The 19086-nt window shown below is 72.3% G+C and carries 15 protein-coding genes; 8 read left to right on the plus strand and 7 right to left on the minus strand.

Going from position 1 to position 19086, the window contains the following annotated elements; genetic code table 11:
- Positions 1-45: 45 nt before the first annotated feature.
- The 3 genes from SGA01_RS04770 to recQ all read left to right on the plus strand — a co-directional run bounded on the left by SGA01_RS04770 (position 46) and on the right by recQ (position 6791).
- Entirely contained in the window at positions 46-3852 is a 3807-nt protein-coding gene (locus SGA01_RS04770; RefSeq protein ID WP_141293607.1) for a multicopper oxidase domain-containing protein, read from the plus strand.
- The gene (locus SGA01_RS04775) at positions 3849-4619 is read left to right on the plus strand and encodes a DsbA family oxidoreductase (RefSeq protein WP_141293609.1); all 771 of its coding nucleotides are present in this window, start codon (positions 3849-3851) and stop codon (positions 4617-4619) included. The genes SGA01_RS04770 and SGA01_RS04775 overlap by 4 nt, the downstream gene beginning before the upstream one ends.
- Positions 4620-4733: 114 nt before the next feature.
- The gene (recQ, locus tag SGA01_RS04780) at positions 4734-6791 is read left to right on the plus strand and encodes a DNA helicase RecQ (RefSeq protein ID WP_141293611.1); all 2058 of its coding nucleotides are present in this window, start codon (positions 4734-4736) and stop codon (positions 6789-6791) included.
- Positions 6792-6801: 10 nt separating this feature from the next.
- On the opposite strand, the gene SGA01_RS04785 is transcribed toward recQ, so the two are convergent.
- Entirely contained in the window at positions 6802-7467 is a 666-nt protein-coding gene (locus SGA01_RS04785; protein ID WP_229918302.1) for a class I SAM-dependent methyltransferase, read from the minus strand.
- Positions 7468-7596: 129 nt separating this feature from the next.
- Here SGA01_RS04785 and SGA01_RS04790 point away from each other — a divergent pair, with 129 nt between their 5' ends.
- The 4 genes from SGA01_RS04790 to SGA01_RS04805 are packed head-to-tail and all read left to right on the plus strand — an operon-like array spanning position 7597 to position 10854.
- Positions 7597-8532 carry a hypothetical protein gene (locus tag SGA01_RS04790; RefSeq protein WP_141293613.1) on the plus strand — a complete coding sequence of 312 codons (936 nt, stop codon included), beginning with the start codon at positions 7597-7599 and terminating at the stop codon, positions 8530-8532.
- Between the two features lie 7 nt (positions 8533-8539).
- The gene (locus SGA01_RS04795; RefSeq protein WP_141293615.1) at positions 8540-9058 is read left to right on the plus strand and encodes an HD domain-containing protein; all 519 of its coding nucleotides are present in this window, start codon (positions 8540-8542) and stop codon (positions 9056-9058) included.
- Positions 9059-9103: 45 nt separating this feature from the next.
- Complete coding sequence (locus SGA01_RS04800) at positions 9104-9769, plus strand: RNA polymerase sigma factor (RefSeq protein ID WP_141293617.1); 666 nt, start codon at positions 9104-9106, stop codon at positions 9767-9769.
- Complete coding sequence (locus SGA01_RS04805; protein ID WP_141293619.1) at positions 9766-10854, plus strand: CU044_5270 family protein; 1089 nt, start codon at positions 9766-9768, stop codon at positions 10852-10854. Before SGA01_RS04800 ends, SGA01_RS04805 begins: the two co-directional genes overlap by 4 nt.
- Before the next feature lie 16 nt (positions 10855-10870).
- Here the strand turns inward: SGA01_RS04805 and SGA01_RS04810 are convergent, their stop codons facing one another.
- Together SGA01_RS04810 and SGA01_RS04815 are read right to left on the minus strand one after the other, a co-directional pair.
- Positions 10871-11773, minus strand: coding sequence for a glycerophosphodiester phosphodiesterase (locus SGA01_RS04810; RefSeq protein WP_141293621.1), 903 nt, complete (start codon positions 11771-11773; stop codon positions 10871-10873).
- Positions 11774-11935: 162 nt separating this feature from the next.
- Positions 11936-12670 carry a TioE family transcriptional regulator gene (locus SGA01_RS04815; RefSeq protein ID WP_141293623.1) on the minus strand — a complete coding sequence of 245 codons (735 nt, stop codon included), beginning with the start codon at positions 12668-12670 and terminating at the stop codon, positions 11936-11938.
- Between the two features lie 58 nt (positions 12671-12728).
- Between SGA01_RS04815 and SGA01_RS04820 the strand changes: the two genes are divergently transcribed.
- Entirely contained in the window at positions 12729-13937 is a 1209-nt protein-coding gene (locus SGA01_RS04820; RefSeq protein ID WP_141293625.1) for an erythromycin esterase family protein, read from the plus strand.
- Positions 13938-14008: 71 nt separating this feature from the next.
- Here SGA01_RS04820 and SGA01_RS04825 read toward each other — a convergent pair whose 3' ends face one another.
- From SGA01_RS04825 to SGA01_RS04840, 4 genes are all read right to left on the minus strand, one after another.
- Entirely contained in the window at positions 14009-15451 is a 1443-nt protein-coding gene (locus SGA01_RS04825) for a GH1 family beta-glucosidase (RefSeq protein WP_141293627.1), read from the minus strand.
- Between the two features lie 71 nt (positions 15452-15522).
- Complete coding sequence (locus tag SGA01_RS04830; protein ID WP_141293629.1) at positions 15523-16464, minus strand: carbohydrate ABC transporter permease; 942 nt, start codon at positions 16462-16464, stop codon at positions 15523-15525.
- Positions 16465-16468: 4 nt separating this feature from the next.
- A complete protein-coding gene (locus SGA01_RS04835; RefSeq protein WP_055640315.1) occupies positions 16469-17473 on the minus strand; it encodes a carbohydrate ABC transporter permease in 1005 nt (334 codons plus the stop codon).
- A 90-nt stretch (positions 17474-17563) separates the two neighbouring features.
- Positions 17564-18901 (minus strand): ABC transporter substrate-binding protein, encoded by a 1338-nt coding sequence (locus SGA01_RS04840; protein ID WP_141293631.1) that lies wholly within the window; start codon positions 18899-18901, stop codon positions 17564-17566.
- Positions 18902-19086: the final 185 nt, after the last annotated feature.

Here is a 19086-nt window from a genome sequence, read left to right on the forward strand (position 1 = left end):
AAGCAACCGCAAGGAAGCAATCGAGCACGGGGGAGTACCGCCATCATGAACAGCACCACAGCGTTACCGGCCGAGCGCCACGGGGACGGCAGGCCGGTGCGGACGTACGACGTCGTCGCCCTCCACGTACCCATCGCGTACAACGAGTTCGGCGACCACGACCGCAACGGCACCCTGTACGTCCTGGCCTCGGACGCGCCGGAGCTGAGGGAGGTCGCGGCCACCTGGCCCGAACCCTTCCCCAGCTATCTGGAGCACCCGGAGCTGGTGCCGGGACCGAACCCGCTCGCCCGCCCGCTGGTCCTGCGGGTCCGGCGCGGCGAGCGGCTGCGGGTCCGGCTGACCAACGAGCTCGCGCGGCCCGCCGGCATCACCCTTCAGGGTGTCCGGTACGACGTCCGCACCATGGACGGACTCGCGGCGGGCGCCAACCCGGACAGCAGCGTCCCGCCGGGCGGCACCCGCGTGTACGAGTGGGTGTGCGAGCACGAAGGGGTGTTCCACTTCGGGGACATGTCCGACGCCCGGGGCGAGGGTTCGCAGAGCCACGGCATGGTCGGCGCGGTGGTCGTCGAGGCGCCCGAGGCCACCTGGACCGACCCGGAGACCGGAGACCCGCTCGCCACGGGCCTGTACGCCGACATCCACCTGCCGGACCGCAGCTTCCGCGAGTTCGTCATCTTCATGATGGAGTACCCGAGCAACGACAACCCGGCGGTCCCGCCGCCGATGCCCGGCCACGGTCACGGTGGTGGGCACGGCGGAGGACACGGCGCTGCCCTCGGCGGCCAGGCGACCGCCGAGGCCGCGGCGGCCGGGATCCACCGGCCGGCCGTCTCCGCCACCGGCTCCCCGGCGGCCGGACCGGGCACCTCGGACACCGTCGACGACCTGACACCGGTCAACATCGCGATGCTCCCGGTCAACCACCGCATCGAGCCCATGGAATGGCGGATGCACCGCTATCAGCAGCTCCTCGACGAGGGCCGGATCGACCCCGTGCGGGACGCGGTCCTCGGCGAGGAGGTGCACCACAGCTCCTGGCTGTTCGGCGACCCGTCCACGCCCGTCCTGCGCGGCTACTCCGGCGACCCCACGGTCATCCGGCTCGTGCACGGCGGCATGCGCGACACCCACGTCTTCCACACCCACCTGCACCAGTGGCGACTGCGGCCGGACGACGAGAACGCTCCGATCGTCGACTCCGTCAGCATCGGACCGCAGGAGGCCATGACCCTCGAACTGATCGGCGGCCTCGGCTCGACGCAGGGCGCGGTCGGCGACTCCATCTGGCACTGCCACATGTACGTCCACTTCCACATGGGCATGTGGGGCATGTTCCGGATCTTCGACACCCTCCAGGACGGCACCGGCGGCTACCCCGACGGCCGGCCGATCCAGCGGCTCGTACCGCTGCCGCACCGGGAGGCCCCACCGGTCCCCACACCCGAACGCCCCGGCTTCCCCGGCTTCCTCGCCGAGGCGGCCACCTTCCCGCAGAAGAACCCCCGGCCGCCGCGGACCCCGCTCCAGCCGCCGGGCATGGGCCGCGAGCCCACCCCGCTGGAAGCGGCCGCCTTCGTCACGGACCCGCGGCCCGGCGAGGCCTTCACCAGGGTCGGCCCGCGGGACGCGCCGGTACGCCGCTACGACCTGGTCGTCACCAACGGCACCCTGCACTACTACGGCGACCCGACCGACGAGCACGCCGCGACCTGGCACGACCACAACGCCCACTTCTACGTCCTCGCCGAGGAGATCGAGGAAGCGGGCGGCCTGGCTGAGTTCAAGCGCCGACTGGCCAAGGGCGAAAGGACCCTCGAACCCCTCGTCATCCGGGCCAACAAGGGCGAGATCCTCGAACTCACCCTGACCAACTCCCTGCCGCCCGGCCCCCAGAAGGAATCCGCCTTCGACCCGAAGCTGCCCTTCCAGCCCGAGTGCGGACTCCACACCCACCTCGTCAAATACGACCCGCTCATCTCCGACGGCTCCGCCGTGGGCTGGAACTACCTGTCGGCGACCACCACCGCCGACCAGGGAGCCGAGGCGAACGCCCGGTACAACTCCTGGACGTACCGCTGGTACGTGGACGAGGACTTCGGCACCGTCCTCTTCCACGACCACCTCCTCGCCAACTACCGCCAGCGGCACGGCCTGTTCGGTGCGCTCATGACCGAACCGGAGGGCGCCGTCTGGGTGTCGCCGGACGACCACGACAAGGAACTGCGACGCGGCACGCAGGCCGTCATCAAGAACGCCGACGGCACGTCCCACCGCGAAATGGTCCTGGCCATCGGCGACTTCGTCCCCATGGTCAAACACGGCCACCACGACCACGGCGGCCCCGTCAACCCGCCGCCGTTCCCCGGAGCCCCCGACGACCAGGGCTCGATGGGCGTCAACTACCGCAGCGCGCCGCTGTCCGAGCGGGGCGGCGACCCCGCCCACTGGTTCTCCAGCGCCGTCCACGGCGACCCCGGCACCCCGCTGCTCCGCGGCTACCCCGGCGAGGACCTGCGGGTCCACGTCCTCCAGGGCTCCCACGACCTCCAGCACAGCTTCACGCTCTCCGGAGCCCGCTGGCGCGAGTGGCCCGACCGCGAGGACACCGCCTGGCGCAACCAGCAGACCCTCGGCATCTCCAACGTCGCCGAACTCGCCCTCGCCCCCACCCTGGGACCCGGCGACCACCTGTGGTCGTTCGGCGCGGGCAACGACCTGTGGCTCGGCTGCTGGGGACTGCTCCGGCTGTACGGCCGGCCGCAGGCCGACCTGCCGCCCCTGCCCGGGCGCGCCGCCGACGCCCCGCGGAGGCCCGCGCGCCGACGGGTCCGCCGCCACACCGTCCGGGCCCGCGCCGAGGTCGTCACGTACAGCCCGCTGCGCACCGACCCGTACGGACTCGTCTTCACGGCCGACGGCGACGGCGGCCCCGAGGAAGGGCCGCTGGTCCTGCGCTGCCGGGCCGGCGAGTGGGTGGAGGTCACCCTGATCAACGAGCTGGACGGGCCGCCGCCCGCCAGCCCGCTGGACCCGCGGCTGATGAACGAGGCCGACAGCGGGGCCCGGACGATCTCCGGCCGCGTCTCCCTCCACCCCACCCTGCTCGACTTCGACGTGCGCACCGACGACGGCGCCCACGTCGGCCGCAACGCCGACACCACCGTCAAGCCGGGCGCCTCCCGCACGTACCGCTGGTTCGCGGCCGAGCCCGGGGTGGTGCTGCTGCGCTCCCACGCCGACGTGATCTCCCACCCGCGCCGCGGCCTGGCCGGCGTGCTCGTGGTGGAGGAGGCCGACGCCACGCCGTACGACCCCGACACGGGCCTGGAGCGGTGGACCGGTGAGCGGGCCGTGGTCCGCAGGCCGGACGCCGAGCCCGTACGGGAACTCGTCCTGGTCTCCCAGGACGGCCTGCGGCTCTACCACGAAGGGGACCTGACCCAGCCGGTCACCGACCTCTTCTCGGACAGTCCCGACGACGCGGGCCAGAAGACGTACAACTACCGCAGCGCCGCCCTGCACCCGCTGGACCCGGTGCTGTCCGACCCGGAGCCGCCGACCCCGCTGCTCACCTGCCGCGCCGGCGACCAGGTGGCCGTCCACCTGGCCGTCGCCTCGCACCGCATGCGCAACCAGGGCTTCACCGTGCACGGCCAGGTGTGGGACGCCTCGGAGACCGGTCTCGGCTGGTACGTGTCGACCCTCGGCGCCCTGGCCTCCGGAAGCACCCGGACGGTGCGCTTCCGCGCCCAGCACCCGGGCGACCATGTGTACCGCACCGGGAACCTCCACTGGGGTGTCAGTGAGGGCTGGTGGGGACTGATCCGCGTCGAGGAGGCACCATGACCGACAGGACCACCGACAGGACCACCATCAGGACGACCGACGGCACGGCCGCGGAGGAGCGGGGGAGGGCCGCCGACCCCCGGCTGCCCGCCGCACCCGACACCATCGCCGTCTACACCGACCTCAACTGCTCCTTCGCGCACGTCGCCGTGCACCGCCTGCACGAGACCCGGCGGCGCCTCGGCCTCGAAGGGCGCGTCTGGTTCGATCTGCGGGCGTTCCCGCTGGAGCTGTTCAACCGGGAGGTCAACGCCCGGCCCGGGGTGGACTCGGAGATCTCCGTCCTCGGCGCCCTGGAGCCGGAGGCCGGCTGGCGGCTGTGGCAGGGACCGGACTGGACCTACCCGGTGACCACCCTGCCGGCCCTGGAGGCGGTCCACGCTGCCAAGGACCAGAGCTGGCACGCCAGCGAACAGCTCGACCGGGCCCTGCGCCGCGCCTTCTGGGCCGAGGGCCGGTGCATCTCCCAGCGCCACGTGATCCTCGACGTGGCCGAGGAGACGGGCGCGGTGGACGTGACGGCCCTCGCCGAGGTCCTCGACAGCGGCACCGCCCGCCCGGCGGTCATGGCCCAGTACGCGTCGGCACGGGACGGCCGGGTGAACTGCAGCCCGCACCTCTTCCTGCACGACGGCAGGGACAGCGCCAACCCGGGCATCCGGGCGCGCTGGGTCAACGGCGACTTCGGCACCGGCTTCCCCGTCATCGACGAGGACCGGCCGGAGATCTACGAGAAGCTCCTGACCCAGGCGGCGGACCTGCTGTAGCACCGGCGGCGCCGGCGGTCCCACGCCCAGGGACCGCCAGCGCCCCCTCTCCGCTTGTCCACAGGTTCCATCGGACGGCGCCGAGGTGTCGGCGGTGGCCGCTAGGCTTCACGAATGGTCCTTTCCGACGAATCCGTCCAGCTCTCCGACGCCTCGCAGGTGCTCCAGCGCGTCTTCGGCTACAGCTCCTTCCGCGGGGAGCAGCAGGAGATCATCGAGCAGGTCGTCGGCGGCGGCGACGCACTCGTCCTGATGCCGACCGGCGGCGGCAAGTCGCTGTGCTACCAGATCCCGGCGCTCGTCAGGGACGGCACGGGCGTCGTGATCTCGCCGCTCATCGCGCTGATGCAGGACCAGGTGGACGCGCTCCGCGCCCTCGGCGTGCGGGCCGGATTCCTGAACTCGACGCAGGACCCGTACGAGCGGCAGTCCGTCGAGCAGGCCTTCCTCGCGGACGAGCTGGACCTCCTCTACCTGGCCCCCGAGCGGCTGCGCACCGAGGGCACGCAGCGGCTGCTCGACCGGGGCAAGGTGTCGCTCTTCGCGATCGACGAGGCCCACTGTGTCGCCCAGTGGGGCCACGACTTCCGGCCCGACTACCTGGCGCTCTCGATGCTCCACGAGCGCTGGCCCAAGGTGCCGCGGATCGCGCTGACCGCGACGGCCACCGAGGCCACCCACGCCGAGATCGCGGCCCGCCTGGGTCTGGAGGAGGCCCGGCACTTCGTCGCCGGCTTCGACCGGCCGAACATCCAGTACCGCATCGTCGGGAAGAACAACCCGCTCAAGCAGCTCCTGGAGCTGATCAGGACCGAGCACGACGGGGACGCCGGAGTCGTCTACTGCCTCTCGCGGGCGTCGGTGGAGAAGACCGCGGCGGCCCTCGTGGAGCAGGGCATCGACGCCGTGCCGTACCACGCGGGCATGGACGCCCGCGCGCGTGCCGCGAACCAGTCCCGGTTCCTCCGCGAGGACGGCGTCGTGGTGGTCGCGACGATCGCCTTCGGCATGGGCATCGACAAGCCCGACGTGCGCTTCGTGGCCCACCTCGACCTGCCGAAGTCGGTCGAGGGCTACTACCAGGAGACCGGCCGCGCCGGCCGTGACGGCGAGCCGGCCACGGCCTGGCTGGCGTACGGCCTCCAGGACGTCGTCCAGCAGCGCAAGCTCATCGACGGCTCCGAGGGCGACGAGGCGCACCGCCGCTCCCTCGGCATGCACCTGGACGCCATGCTCGCGCTCTGCGAGACCGTCGACTGCCGCCGCGTCCGGCTCCTCGCCTACTTCGGGCAGTCGGGCGAGCCGTGCGGCAACTGCGACACCTGCCTGACTCCGGCCGAGTCCTGGGACGGCACGGTCGCCGCGCAGAAGCTGCTGTCCACGGTGTGGCGACTGGCCAAGGAACGGCGCCAGAAGTTCGGCGCCGGCCAGATCATCGACATCCTCCAGGGCAAGAAGACGGCCAAGGTCATCCAGTTCGACCACGACGCCCTCTCGGTGTTCGGCGTCGGCTCGGACCTGGGGACCGCGGAGTGGCGCGGCGTCGTCCGGCAGCTCCTCGCCCAGGGCCTGCTCACGGTGGAGGGCGACTACGGCACGCTCGTCCTGACGGAGAACAGCGGCGAGGTGCTCGGAGGCCGGCGCACGGTCCCGATGCGCAAGGAGAAGGCGCCCGCCGCCGCGGCCCGCAAGGAATCCGGGGCGCGCTCCGGGAAGAGCGCCCGCGTGCCGGTCGACCTGCCGGCCGCCGTCGTGCCGGTCTTCGAGGCCCTCCGTGCCTGGCGGGGCGCGACGGCCCGCGAGCAGGGCGTCCCGGCGTACGTCGTCTTCCACGACGCGACGCTGCGCGAGATCGCGACGCTGTTCCCCACCACGGCCGAGCAGCTGGGCACCGTCGGCGGAGTCGGCGAGGCCAAGCTCGCCAAGTACGCCGAGGGCGTCCTCGCCGCACTCGCGGAGTGCGGGGCCCCGGCCCCGGGTCCGGCCCAGGCGACCGGACCCGCCGCATCCGCAAGCCCCGCCGCACCCGCACGTGCGGGCTCCGCCGGTCGGGCCCCCGCGCGTCGCGCGGCGACGTCCGGCCGGGCGGCGCCGTACGACGACGAGCCGCCCTTCGACCTGGACGAGCCGCCGGCCGACATGGACGAGTTCGAGCCGCCCTGGGACGAGTGACACACGGGGCTCACCCGCCGGGCAGTTCCTTCGCCCGGCGGGCGTAGCAGTAGACGTGCTCCTCGGGGCCCGCCTGCTCGTCGTCCGGCTGGAAGACGGAGACGGCGTGGTGCAGGACGTCGAGTCCGCACTCCTCGCGGACCTGGCGCACGTACTCCTCGGCGGAGAAGCTGGAGACCCTGACCCGGCGCCCCATCCACTCGATCTCCACGTCATCGACGTCGGCCGGGACGGTGGCCGTCACCAGATAGCCGCCGGGCGCCAGCCAGCCGGCCATCCGCCGCAGCGCGGCGGACACCTCCGCGCGGCTCATGACGAGCAGCGGGAAGAACGCGCACACCGCGTCGAAGCTGCCCTCCGGAGCCTCGAAGTCGTGGACCCCGCACTGCTCGAACCGGGCCCCCGGCACCTGGGCACGGGCCAGTTCGACCATCGTCCGGGACACGTCGATCCCCGTCACGTCGCAGCCGGCCCCGACCAGCAGGTCGGCGACCGGCCGGCCGGTGCCGCTGCCGACGTCCAGGACGCGGGCCCCCGCGCCCAGCCGGTCCGTGAGCCACCCGACCGCCTCCAGCTGCGCCGGAAGACGCCCGAAGGCCCGCTCGTACTCGATCCCCATACCGTCGAACAGCTCCGCAGCCGACAAGGCCCGTCCCTCCGCCTCGTGTTCCCGCACGCCGCTTCCCTTCCCTCGTACCGTCAGGGTCCGCCGGACGGCCCGATACGAGGCCGTCCGGCGGACCCACTACCCTTCTGTGGCGATCCTTACCACCGGGATCGCCGGTGCCGACATCGGAGGCTGCGAATGACGGGGAACGGACGAAGGGTCCTGCGAGGGATCGCCGCGACGGCGCTCGTCGGCGTTCTGGGCGCCGGAGCCGCCGCCTGCGGGGACGACTCCGCGGACTCGGCCGGCGGCTCGCCCGCCGGACTCACCGCCGTGCTCGGGACCGTCTCAGAGGCGGACGCCGGCGCGCTCCTCACCTACACGGACGTGACGGCGACCCGACGGCTCGTCAAGCAGGACAAGAAGCTGTACGGCGGCCTCGCCACGTACGGAATCCCCGAGGTCGCGCAGGCGGGATACGAGAACCGCCCCCTCAAGGACACCCACGGGTTCGACGAGAACGACGTGACCACCGCGCTCCAGGTCGGCTCCGACCGCTGGCGGCTCACCGGGGGCTTCGACGTCGACGCCGTCACCGACGGCATGAAGAAGCTCGGGTATGCCGAGAGCGCGACCGACGGCGGAGCGCTCCTGAAGGACCCGAAGGGCGGACGGGTCGCCGTCTCCGCGTCCGTACGCGCCCTGTCCCTCTCGCCGGACACGCCCCCGCCCGCCCTCGCCGCGCCCGAGAAGTCCGTCGCGGACGACCCCGCCTACCAGGCCGTCGCCCGCTGCGTCGGCGACGCCACCTACTACGCGACCTTCTACGGCAAGGGCGGCGAGAACCGGACGCCGGACGTCACGCTGTACGCCATCGGGGCCACCGCCAAGGCCGACGGCACCTCGCGCGAGCGGCTGTGCGCGCTGACCGTCTCCGCCGAGGGCGCCCGGCGCACGGCCGACACGCTGCGGTCGGCCACCGCCTCCGGCGAGCGGTTCGCGGGAGCCACCGTCGACGCGGGCAGCGGCGACACCCCCATGGTCACGATGGAGTGGGCCAACGGCCCCCGGACGCTCCCCGGCGACCAGAACCGCACGATGCAGCTGCCGAAGCTGCTCATGAGCGGAAGGTGAGGCGGAGATGACGACGCTCGCGGAGGTCGACGCACTCGTGGCCCGCGCGCACGCCGATCAGGTCGACCTGATCGGCGTCCCGTACGTCGAGCACGTCCGGGCCGTCGCCGCGGGTCTCGAACCCTTCGGCGAGGAACTGGTGATGGCCGGCCTCCTGCACGACGTCATCGAGGACACCGCGTGGACGGCGGAGCGGCTCAGGGCCGCCGGAGTCCCGGACCGGGTCGTCGCCGTCGTCGAAGCCGTCACCAACCGGCCGGGCCTGTCCTACGAGGCGAAACTCCACCTCATCGCCCAGGACCCCGACGCCACCCTCGTCAAGATCGCCGACAATGCGCACAACAGCCGCCAGGACCGCGCCGCGGAGCTTCCGCCCGCCCGGCGCGAGCGGCTCGCCGCCAAGTACCGCGGCGCGCGGGACATCCTGTGGGCGGGCGTCGACGCCGAGCGCGTCGCGACCGTCCTGACGATCGTCAACCCCGCCCTCCTGACCGAACTGCGCGCCAGGACCACCGGACGGATGTGACGCGGCTCACGGGAACCCGTCCCGTGAGCCGGACAGACGACAGTCGTGAACACCGACACACGCGCACGGATCCGGGCCGGGGACCCCTCGGCCTTCGCCGAACTCTTCGACTCCCACGCCCGGAGCGTCTACAACCACGCCTTCCGGCTGACCGGCGACTGGTCGGTCGCCGAGGACGTCATGGCGGCGACCTACCTTGAGGCCTGGCGGCTGCGGCAGAAGGTCGACCCCGAAGGGGGATCGCTCCGGCCCTGGCTTCTCGGCGTCGCCACCAACGTCGCCCGCAACCACTGCCGGGGCAACCGGCGCTACCGGCGGGCCGCCTCCGCGTACGCCGCGGCCGGCGCCGCCGAGGCCGCCATGCCCGACCACGCCTCCGAGGTCGCGGGCCGGCTCGACGACCGGCGCCGCATCGCGGCCACGCTGCGCGCGCTCGGCACGCTGCGGCGCACCGAACGCGAGGTCCTCGTCCTCTGCCTCTGGGAAGGCCTCGCCTACACCGAGGTCGCCGCCGCCCTCGGCGTCCCGGTCGGCACCGTCCGCTCCCGCCTCTCACGCGCCCGCGCCAAGCTCCGCACCGGAGCCGAGGAGGAACTCGCCCGCGACATCGGGAAATCGGCACGGGAAATCCGGGAACCCGCCCCTCGCACCCGACAGACAACAGGTGATCGCGTGAACGCGGTCCGGCCCGCACAGGAGGGAATCCGATGAACCCCGACCCGACCGAAGCCCGTACGGCACCCCGGCACGAGGCCGGTGACCTTCCGGCGATCGAGGAGCGCGAGCTTCCTCCGGGCCGTCACCAGTTCCACAAGGAGCGCCTGATGAGCCAGATCCACGACGACCGCCGCACCACCGCCGAAGCGCGCGCGGCGCACACCGCCCGCGCCCGTAACCCCTTCCTGCGGAAGGCGATCCTCCTGCCCGCCGTGACCGCCCTCGCGGGCGCGCTCGTGGTCGGCGCCCTCGTCCTCACCCCGGGCGGGACCGCCGGATCCGGGGACGGCCGCGCCGACGGCCCGGCCCTCACCACCCGGATCGGCGTCGTCGACCCGAAGGGAGCCCCGCAGCTCCTGGACCGCATCTCGCTCGCGGCCGCCGAGGCCGACGCCCCGAAGGCCGCCCGGGCGGACCAGTTCGTCTACATCGAGTCCCGCTCCGCCGGCACCCACGTGCGCACAGACAGTGGCGTGAGCAAGCTCGTCAGCGTGCCCCTGCACACCCGGCAGATCTGGAAGTCGACCGACGGCAGCGACGGCTGGCTGATCGAACCGGGCAACACCGAGCCCGAGGGCATCACCCTCGCCGGCCCCGACGAGCAGGGCAACGACCCGAAGCCGCACCTGGGCGCGCCCTCGCACGACTACCTCGCCAAGCTCCCCACCGACCCCGACGCCCTGCTGCGGAAGATCTACGAGGAGACCCAGGGCCAGGGCAACGGCCCGGACCAGCAGGCCTTCACCACCATCGGCGACCTGCTCGGCGAGAGCTGGCCGTCCCCGCAGCTCACCGCCGCGCTCTACCGGGCCGCCGCGAAGATCCCCGGCGTGGTCACGGTGGACAGTGCCACCGACGCCGTCGGCCGCCAGGGCGTCGCGGTCGCGCGACTCGACGAGGTCGGCGGCCAGCGCACCGAGTGGATCTTCGACCCCAAGACCCTCGTCTTCCTGGGGGAGCGCACGGTCCAGGTCGAGGGCAACGCCGGCGAGGGCGGACTGATCAAGCCCGGAACCGTCGTCTCCACCAACGCGATCATGGTCCGGTCCTTCGTCGACGACATGAAGGTCACCCCGTAAGGTCCGGCGGCCGAGCTCAGCCCGCGGCGGACCCGGAGGTCTGTCCCGCGATCCAGCCGGCGAGCTCGGTCGGCCGGTTGGTGATGATCCCGTCCACCCCGAGGGCGTCCAGCGCCTTCCAGCGGGCGGGCTTGTCGACCGTCCAGACGTTCACGGCGACGCCCGCGGCGTGCAGTTCGTCGACGATCCCGGGCCGGCCGGCGAGCGCGGTGTCCGAGACGTTGTACGCCGCGAGGCCCAGGTCCTCGGCGAGCCTGACCGGGTCCGTGTCGAGGGTGGAGCGCAGCAGTCCGATCGGCAGCTCGGGCGCCAGCTCACGGGTGTACTTCAGCGTCGGGATGTCGAAGCTCTGCACGAAGACCCGGCCGGTCATGGACTGCTCCCGGACGTCCTGGACGATCCGGGCCACCTCCGCGTGGCTGTGGCGGCCCTTGATCTCCAGGAGGAGGTTCCCGCCTCGCTCGCGCAGGTCCGCCAACTGGGCGGCCAGCGTCGGGACCCGGGCCCCGGCGTAGGCGGGGGCGAACCACGAGCCGGCGTCCAGCTCGTCGATCCGGGCGGAGGTGAGGGAGCGGATCGGGCCCGTGCCGTCGGTCGTCCGGTCGACGGTCGCGTCGTGCAGGATGTACGGCACGCCGTCGCTGCTGGGCTGGACGTCGTTCTCGATCCACCTCGCCCCGCCCCGCCGGGCGACCTCGTCGGAGATCAGTGTGTTCTCGGGGGCGGCGGAGGAGGCGCCCCGATGGGCGATGACGGTCGGCGCGGCCCGGGCCGCCGCCTGCCCCGCGGCACGGTCCTCCGGGTCGGCGAAGAGCGTGGAGGGAGCAGCCAGCACCAGCATGGTGGCGAGCGCCGCCGAGCCGTAGGTGACGCGTCCGGGGTACCGGGACCGAGGCGCGGTCGATCGTCCGTCGTTCATGGACGCACAGCATAGATACGGCGGGTGACGTGCCGGGGGCCACACACCGGCCCGCGCGTGACGAATCGTCGACACCCGCCCGGCCCCGGCCCCGGCGGCCGGGTACCGTCGCCACCCCGTCGGCCGGGCAGCACCGTCCCCACCCCGGCCGGCGGCCGAGGCTCAGCCCCGCATTCGCAGGTACGCCTCCAGCTCCGCCGCCCCGGCCAGCATCGCCCGCCCGCGGGCGGACAGCCGCCCGTGCCAGTCGCCCAGTGCCGCCTCCAGCGGCTCCGGACCACCGGCCGCCCGCACCTGGGCGATCAGCGGCGCGATCCGCTCCAGCGGGTAACCGCCCCGCCTGAGCTGGTGCGCAAGGCGTACGTCCCGCACGTCGGCCTCGTCGTAGACGCGGTAGCCGGTCAGCGGGTCGCGGCGCGGGCTCACCAGACCGGCGCGCTCCCAGGTGCGCAGCGTCGCGGGCCGGATGCCGAGCCTTCCCGCCAGCGGCCCGATGAACGTGCCGCCGGGCTCGCGGGCCGTGACGGGCTCCGGGTCGTGGATGACGGGCGCGAGGTCGCGGAGGGCGATCTCCACGGCCCGGAGGGTCCGCCGATCGTCGAGGAGCTGGACATGGCTCTCGTCGATGAGGCGGAACCCCTCGTCGACCGCGCCCTCGTTCACGGCCCGCATGATCGACGCCGCCGTGCCGTGGCCGTGGCCGGGCACCAGCGCCAGGAACGCGCGCAGGGCACCCGCGTGCAGCGACGTGTAGGTGCGGTAGCCGTGGGGCGTGCGGTCGGCCGCCGGAAGGATGCCGGCCTCCTCGTAGTTGCGGACCGCCTGCGTGGACAGACCGTGCCCGCGCGCCAGATCGATCGGCCGCAGCCGCTCACCGCTTTGAAGGTTTCTGCCCATGCGGCCGACGATATCGGGGAAAAGTCTCCACCGAGGCTTCAACGATAGCGTTGAAGGCATGGCGACTGACATCAAGGACACCGTCCAGGCCGTCGAGGCCGCCGCCGTCCTGCGGCTGCTTCCGAACAGGCCCCGGCTGCTCGCCCTCGGCGAGCCCACCCACGGCGAGGACACCCTCCTCGACCTCCGCAACGACCTCCTCCGGCAGCTCGTCGAGGAGGAGGGCTACCGGACCCTCGCGATCGAGACCGACTGCCTGGCGAGCCTCCTCGTGGACGACCACGTCACCTCGGGCACCGGCACCCTCGACGAGGTCATGGAGCACGGCTTCAGTCACGGCTGGGGCACGTCCGCGGCCAACCGCGAGCTGGTCCGCTGGATGCGCACCTACAACGACGGCCGGCCCGCGTCCGAACAGGTCCGCTTCGCCGGCTTCGACGGCCCGCTGGAGATCACCGCCGCCGCGAGCCCCCGGCAGGCCCTCACCGCACTCCACACCTACCTCGCGGCCCGGCTCGACGCGGACCTGTTCCCCTGCACCGCGGACACGCTCGACCGCCTGCTCGGCACCGACGACCGCTGGACCGAGCCCGCCGCGATGCGGGACCCGGCCCGGTCCGTGGGTCAGTCGGCCGACGCCCGCGAACTGCGCCTGCTCGCCGACGACTTGGCATCCCTCCTCGACGCCCAGCGACCCCACCTGCTCGCGGTCTCCTCGCCGGAGGAGTGGCACCGGGCGTGCCTCCACGCCCGCACCGCCGTCGGTCTCCTCCGCTACCACCACTGGATGGCCGACACCTCACCGGCCCGCCTGAGCCGACTGGTGGGCCTGCGGGACCAGATGATGGCCGACAACCTCCTCGCTCTCGCCGCGCGGGGCCCGGTCTTCGTCCACACCCACAACTCCCATCTCCAGCGGGAGAAGAGCTCGATGCGCATGGGAGGGAAGCGGCTGGAGTGGTGGAGCGCCGGAGCGCTGGTGAGCGCCCGGCTCGGCGAGGAGTACGCCTTCGTGGCCACGGCCCTCGGCACCATCCGGCACCACGGCGTCGGCACACCCCCGCCGGACACGCTCGAAGGCCTCCTGTACGCGCTCCCGGAGGACGCCTGCCTCGTCGACAACCGGCGCCTCGCGACCGTCCTCGGCGAAACTCCGCCCGTGCCCCGCGTCTCCCCCTGGTTCGGCTACGCCCCGCTCGACCCGGCCCACTTGGCGGACAGCGACGGACTCGTGTTCGTCAAGGACATGCCGTCGACGCCGAGTTAGCGGCCGACTGGGCGGTGGCACGCCGATCGGGCCGTGCCGGTGGTCCGGCACGGCCCGATCGCGCGGTCGACTCAGTCGCTGTACGGGGTGTGCAGCTCGCCCGTCCGTGCCACCCGTCCGTACCAGCGGGCGCTGGACTTCGGGGTGCGCTCCAGGGTGTCGTAGTCCACCCGGACCGCGCCGAACCGCTTCGCGTAGCCGTACGCCCACTCGAAGTTGTCGAGCAGCGACCACAGGAAGTAGCCGCGTACGTCCACCCCGTCCGCGAGCGCGCGGTGTACGGCCTCCAGGTGCGCGTGCACGTAGGCCGCCCGCTCCGGGTCGTGCACCGAGCCGTCCTCGCCGACCTCGTCCTCGTACGCGGCGCCGTTCTCGCTGATCACCAGCGGCAGGTCCGGGTAGGCGGCGGAGACCCGGCTCAGCAGGTCGTACAGCGCGCTCGCGTCGACCGGCCAGCCCATCGCCGTCCGCTCGCCGGGCGCACGGTGGAAGGCGACGGAGTCCGCGCCGGGCCACGGCGAGTGCTCGCTGTTGCCGTGACCGTCGTCCTGCGGCTTCTCCGCGCCCTCCGGGACCTGCGAGACCAGCGTCGGCGTGTAGTAGTTGACGGCCAGCAGGTCCAGCGGCTGCCGCGCCGCCGCGGTGTCGCCGTTCCGGACGAAGGACCAGTCGGTGAGGTGCGCGGTGTCGGCGAGCAGGTCCTCGGGATAGGCGCCGTCCAGCATCGGGCCCAGCCAGATCCGGTTGCCGACGGCGTCGATGCGGCGGGCCGCGTCGAGGTCCTCGGCCGAGTCCGTCAGCGGGCGCACCTCGTGGAGGTTGAGGGAGACCGCGAGCTGCCGGTCCGCCGGGAGCGCGGCCCGCAGGGCCTGGACGGCGAGGCCGTGCCCGAGGTTGAGGTGGTGGGCGGCCCGCAGCGAGTCGACCGGGTCGGTGCGGCCCGGGGCGTGGACCCCGGAGCCGTACCCCAGGAAGGCGCTGCACCAGGGTTCGTTGAGCGTGGTCCACCGGGTGACCCGGTCGCCGAGGGCCTCGGCGACGATCCCGGCGTACTCGGCGAACCGCTCGGCGGTCGCCCGCTCGGGCCAGCCGCCGGCGTCCTCCAACTCCTGGGGCAGGTCCCAGTGGTAGAGCGTCAGGGCCGGCGCGATCCCGGCGGCGAGCAGCTCGTCGACGAGGGCCCGGTAGAAGTCCAGGCCCTTCTGGACGGCGGGGCCCCGCCCGGTGGGCTGTACGCGGGACCAGGAGACGGAGAACCGGTAGGCGTTCAGGCCCAGTTCGGACATGATGCCGACGTCCTCGCGGAACCGGTGGTAGTGGTCGACGGCCACGTCACCGGTGTGGCCCTCGAAGACCTTGCCGGGGGTGTGAGAGAAGGTGTCCCAGATGGACGGCGTGCGGCCGTCCTCGGCCGCCGCCCCTTCGATCTGGTACGCGGCGGTGGCGGCGCCCCAGAGGAAGTCGGACGGGAACGAGCGGGTGGCGGTGAGCGGCCGGGTTTCGGACGCGGTCATAGGAGAGCGCTCCCAACGCGGGTACGGGGTCGGTACGTTCGGAAAATGCGGTGTGAAGCAGGTGCGGCTGCTCAGCTCTTGACGGCGCCTGCCGTGATGCCGCCCACGATGTGCTTGCCGAGGAAGGCGAAGACGAGCAGCAGCGGCACGGTGGATATCAGGGCGCCCGTCAGGACGACGGCGTGGTCCACGGTGTGGTTGCCCGCGCCGAGGCCGGCGAGGGCCACCTGGAGGGTGGGGTTGCCGTCCTGGGTGAGCGCGATGAACGGCCAGAAGAAGTCGTTCCACGACTGGACGAAGACGAGCATGCCGAGCACGGCCATCGCGGGCCTGGCCACGGGGAACACCACGTGCCAGATCACCCGGAGGCTGTGCGCACCGTCCATGCGGGCCGCCTCCACCAGCTCGATGGGCAGGGCCTCGACGAGGAACTGGCGCATGAAGAACACGCCGAAGGCGGCGACGAGCGAGGGCAGGACGACCGACTGGAGCTGGTCGAACCAGCCGAGGTCGGTGATGATCTGGTACAGCGGGATGACGCTGAGCTGCGGCGGGATCGTCATCGTGGCGACCACGAGCGAGAGCAGCATGCCGCGCCCCCGGAAGGGCAGCTTGGCGAAGGCGAAGCCGGCGAGCGTGGAGAAGACGACGGTGGACGTGGCCACCAGTCCGGCGACGATCGTGGTGTTGATCAGCGCCTCGCCCATGTGGACCTGGTTCCAGGCGAAGCTGAGGTTGTCCAGGAGGCGGGGGCCGGGCAGGAGCGGCGCCGGGGCCTGGACGACGCGCTCGCCGCTGTGGGAGGCGGCGACCAGGTTCCAGTACAGCGGGAAGAGCGAGACCACGGCGGCCACGGCCAGCAGGACGTAGGTCAGGGGTCCGGCGTGGTGCTGGCGGCCGGCCGTCTGACGGAAGCGTGGACCCGACCGGCGGTCGGACCGGCCGGACCCGCGGGTCTCCGGCAGGCGCGGGACCTCGGGTTCGACGGTCTTCGTGGCGAGCGTGCGGGCCATGGGGTCAGCCTCCCAGCTTCTTGCGGTTGTGACGGGAGACCAGCGCCTGGACGCCGCCGATGAGCAGGAGGAGCAGCAGCATGATCCAGGCGATGGCGGAGGCCTGGCCCAGCGCGTTGTTCACCCACCCCTTCTCGTACATCAGCAGGCTCAGCGTCTGGAACTGGTTGCCGCTGCCGCCGCTGATGCCGACGCTGCCGCCGTAGAGCATCGGCTCGCCGAAGAGCTGGGTGGCGCCGATGGTGGAGACGACGACGGTGAAGAGGATGGTCGGCCGGATCGACGGGATGGTGACGCTGATGAACTGGCGCCAGCGTGACGCCCCGTCGAGGGAGGCGGCCTCGTACAGGTCCTGCGGCACGGCCTGCATGGCGGCCAGGTAGATCAGGGCGTTGTAGCCGGTCCAGCGCCAGGTGACGATCACGGAGATCGCTATCTGCGCCGGCCACTTGGACGACTCCCACTGGACGGGATCGAAGCCGACCCAGCCGAGGACGGTGTTGATCATCCCGTAGTCGGTGTTGAAGAGCTGGGCGAAGACCAGGGTCGCCGCCGCGATCGACGTGGCGTACGGGGCGAGGATCGCGATCCGGAAGAAGCCGCGGCCGCGGAGCTTGTAGTTGAGGAGATGTGCCAGGCCCAGGGCCATGAGCAGCTGGGGGACGGTCGAGATGACCCCGATGGTGAAGGTGTTGGCGAGGGCGTTCCAGAAGAACTCGCTGGTCGCGAGATCGGTGTAGTTCTCCAGGCCCTTCCACTGCGGGTCACCGCCGAGCTCGACCCGGTTGAGCGAGAGCCAGCCCGTGTAGACCAGCGGGAAGAGGCCGAAGGCGGCGAAGGTGAGGAAGAAGGGGGCGATGAAGACGTACGGGATCGCCTTGATGTCCCAGCGGTAGAGCGTGCTGCGCCAGCCGCCCGAGGCGGAGCGGTGGCTCCGGGGGCCGGAGGAGGAGGGCGGTGCGGCGGGCGGCGGGGAGCCGTCGGACCTCGCCCGAACGGAGGTGGCCACGGGGGCGTCCTTCCAGGTCGATGCGTGCGGTGGTGCGGACGGTGCCGGTCCGCCGCCCGCGGGCGGCGGCGGACCGGCAGGCGCCCCCCGCTACTGGTCGATCTTGTCGTCGACCAGCTTCTTGACGTTCTCCCAGGCCTTGGCCGGGTCGGTGCCGCGCTGCTCGATGTCGAGGATGCCGTTGTCGGTGAGGAAGGTCTTCACCTGGCCGTCCCAGCGGCTGATGACGGCGGGCGTGATCCCGGCGGCGGCGGACGAGAAGATCTTGCCGACCGGGGTCTCGCCGAAGTACGGCAGCTTGGCGTCCTGGACCGCCGAGGAGGTGAGCGTGTCCTTGGACGAGGGGATGTTGCCGTTGACCGCGAAGACCTTGGCGTGCTGCTCGGGGGCGGTCAGCCAGGCGGCGAGCTCGGCCGCCTCCTTGGTGTGCTTGCCGGACTTCGGCACGGCGAGGAAGGCGCCGCCCCAGTTGCCGGCGACCGGCGGCGCGGCGATGTCCCACTTGCCCTGGTTGGCGGGTCCCGCCTGGTCCTTGATGATGCCGGTCATCCAGCTCGGGCACGCGACCGTGGCGAACTTGGAGTTCTTGAAGGCGGCGTTCCAGGTGCCCTTCTCGTCGAACTGGCGGAGCTTGGCGGTGAGTCCGCCCTTGCTCGCCGCGACGGCGGTCTCCCAGGCCTTCTTCACCCCGGGGCTGTTCTCCCAGTCGAGCTTGCCGCTCGCATTGGCGTACTGGACGGGGTCGCTGGAGATCACGGCGTTGAAGAGGCCGCTGGCCGAGTCGTGGAAGGCGGTGCCGGCGGGCGCGTTCTTCTTGTACGTGTTCCCGGCCTCGATGAACTTGGCCCAGTCGCCGGCCCACAGCTTGGCGACGGCCTCGCGCTCGGTCGGCAGCTTGGCCTTGGCGAAGAGCTCCTTGTTGTAGCAGACGGCCATGGGGCCGATGTCGGTGCCGAGGCCGATGACGCTGCCGCTCGCCGTCGTCGCCTGCTTGACCTTCCAGTCGAGGAAGGCGCCGATGTCCGAGCCGCCCTCCTTGCTCAGGTCCACCCACTTGTCCGCCATGGTCTCGCCGGTCGCCTCGGCGATGTAGCCGACCTCGACGGCCTGGATGTCGGCGAGGCCGTTGTTCTGGCCCAGGCGCAGCTTCAGCGTGTCCCAGTACTTCTGGCCGTCGGAGACGTTCGTCTCCTCGATCTTGATGTTGGGGTGGGCCTTCTCGTACTCGGCGTAGAGCTTGGCGCCGGTCTTGTTGTCGTACCCGAAGGAACCGAAGGTCCCGACCCGCAGGGTGATCTTGCCGCCGCCCTGGGCGTCGCCGCCGTCGTCGTCGCTGCCGCAACCGGTGAGCAGGGTCGTACCGGTCACGACGACGGCGACCGCCGCGATCGCCGCACGGCGTCCGCGTCTGCTGCTGGAAGTGCGCATTCCACTCTCCTCGTCCAAAGGTGGTGCTCGTTGTGCGCCAAGAGGTCCGGCCGGCTGATCGCGGCTCGGCGGCTGCCCGCCAGGACCTGATGCAGGCTGTGTGCGCCCCGATGGGAGCGCTCCCACGTCGTTGCCGGAAGGTTGCTGCCTGGCGGGTACGGGTGTCAAGACATGAACGCGGATTC

It is taken from the genome of Streptomyces gardneri (assembly GCF_006539185.1).
Classification (GTDB): Bacteria; Actinomycetota; Actinomycetes; order Streptomycetales; family Streptomycetaceae; genus Streptomyces; species Streptomyces gardneri.

Coding starts and splice junctions, on each gene's coding strand:
- SGA01_RS04825 (WP_141293627.1), bottom strand. CDS start 15,451: ATGACCGCGTCCGAAACCCGGCCGCTCACCGCCACCCGCTCGTTCCCG.
- SGA01_RS04810 (WP_141293621.1), bottom strand. CDS start 11,773: ATGAACGACGGACGATCGACCGCGCCTCGGTCCCGGTACCCCGGACGC.
- SGA01_RS04840 (WP_141293631.1), bottom strand. CDS start 18,901: ATGCGCACTTCCAGCAGCAGACGCGGACGCCGTGCGGCGATCGCGGCG.
- SGA01_RS04770 (WP_141293607.1), top strand. CDS start 46: ATGAACAGCACCACAGCGTTACCGGCCGAGCGCCACGGGGACGGCAGG.
- SGA01_RS04815 (WP_141293623.1), bottom strand. CDS start 12,670: ATGGGCAGAAACCTTCAAAGCGGTGAGCGGCTGCGGCCGATCGATCTG.
- SGA01_RS04790 (WP_141293613.1), top strand. CDS start 7,597: ATGACGGGGAACGGACGAAGGGTCCTGCGAGGGATCGCCGCGACGGCG.
- SGA01_RS04820 (WP_141293625.1), top strand. CDS start 12,729: ATGGCGACTGACATCAAGGACACCGTCCAGGCCGTCGAGGCCGCCGCC.
- recQ (WP_141293611.1), top strand. CDS start 4,734: ATGGTCCTTTCCGACGAATCCGTCCAGCTCTCCGACGCCTCGCAGGTG.
- SGA01_RS04795 (WP_141293615.1), top strand. CDS start 8,540: ATGACGACGCTCGCGGAGGTCGACGCACTCGTGGCCCGCGCGCACGCC.
- SGA01_RS04775 (WP_141293609.1), top strand. CDS start 3,849: ATGACCGACAGGACCACCGACAGGACCACCATCAGGACGACCGACGGC.
- SGA01_RS04830 (WP_141293629.1), bottom strand. CDS start 16,464: ATGGCCCGCACGCTCGCCACGAAGACCGTCGAACCCGAGGTCCCGCGC.
- SGA01_RS04805 (WP_141293619.1), top strand. CDS start 9,766: ATGAACCCCGACCCGACCGAAGCCCGTACGGCACCCCGGCACGAGGCC.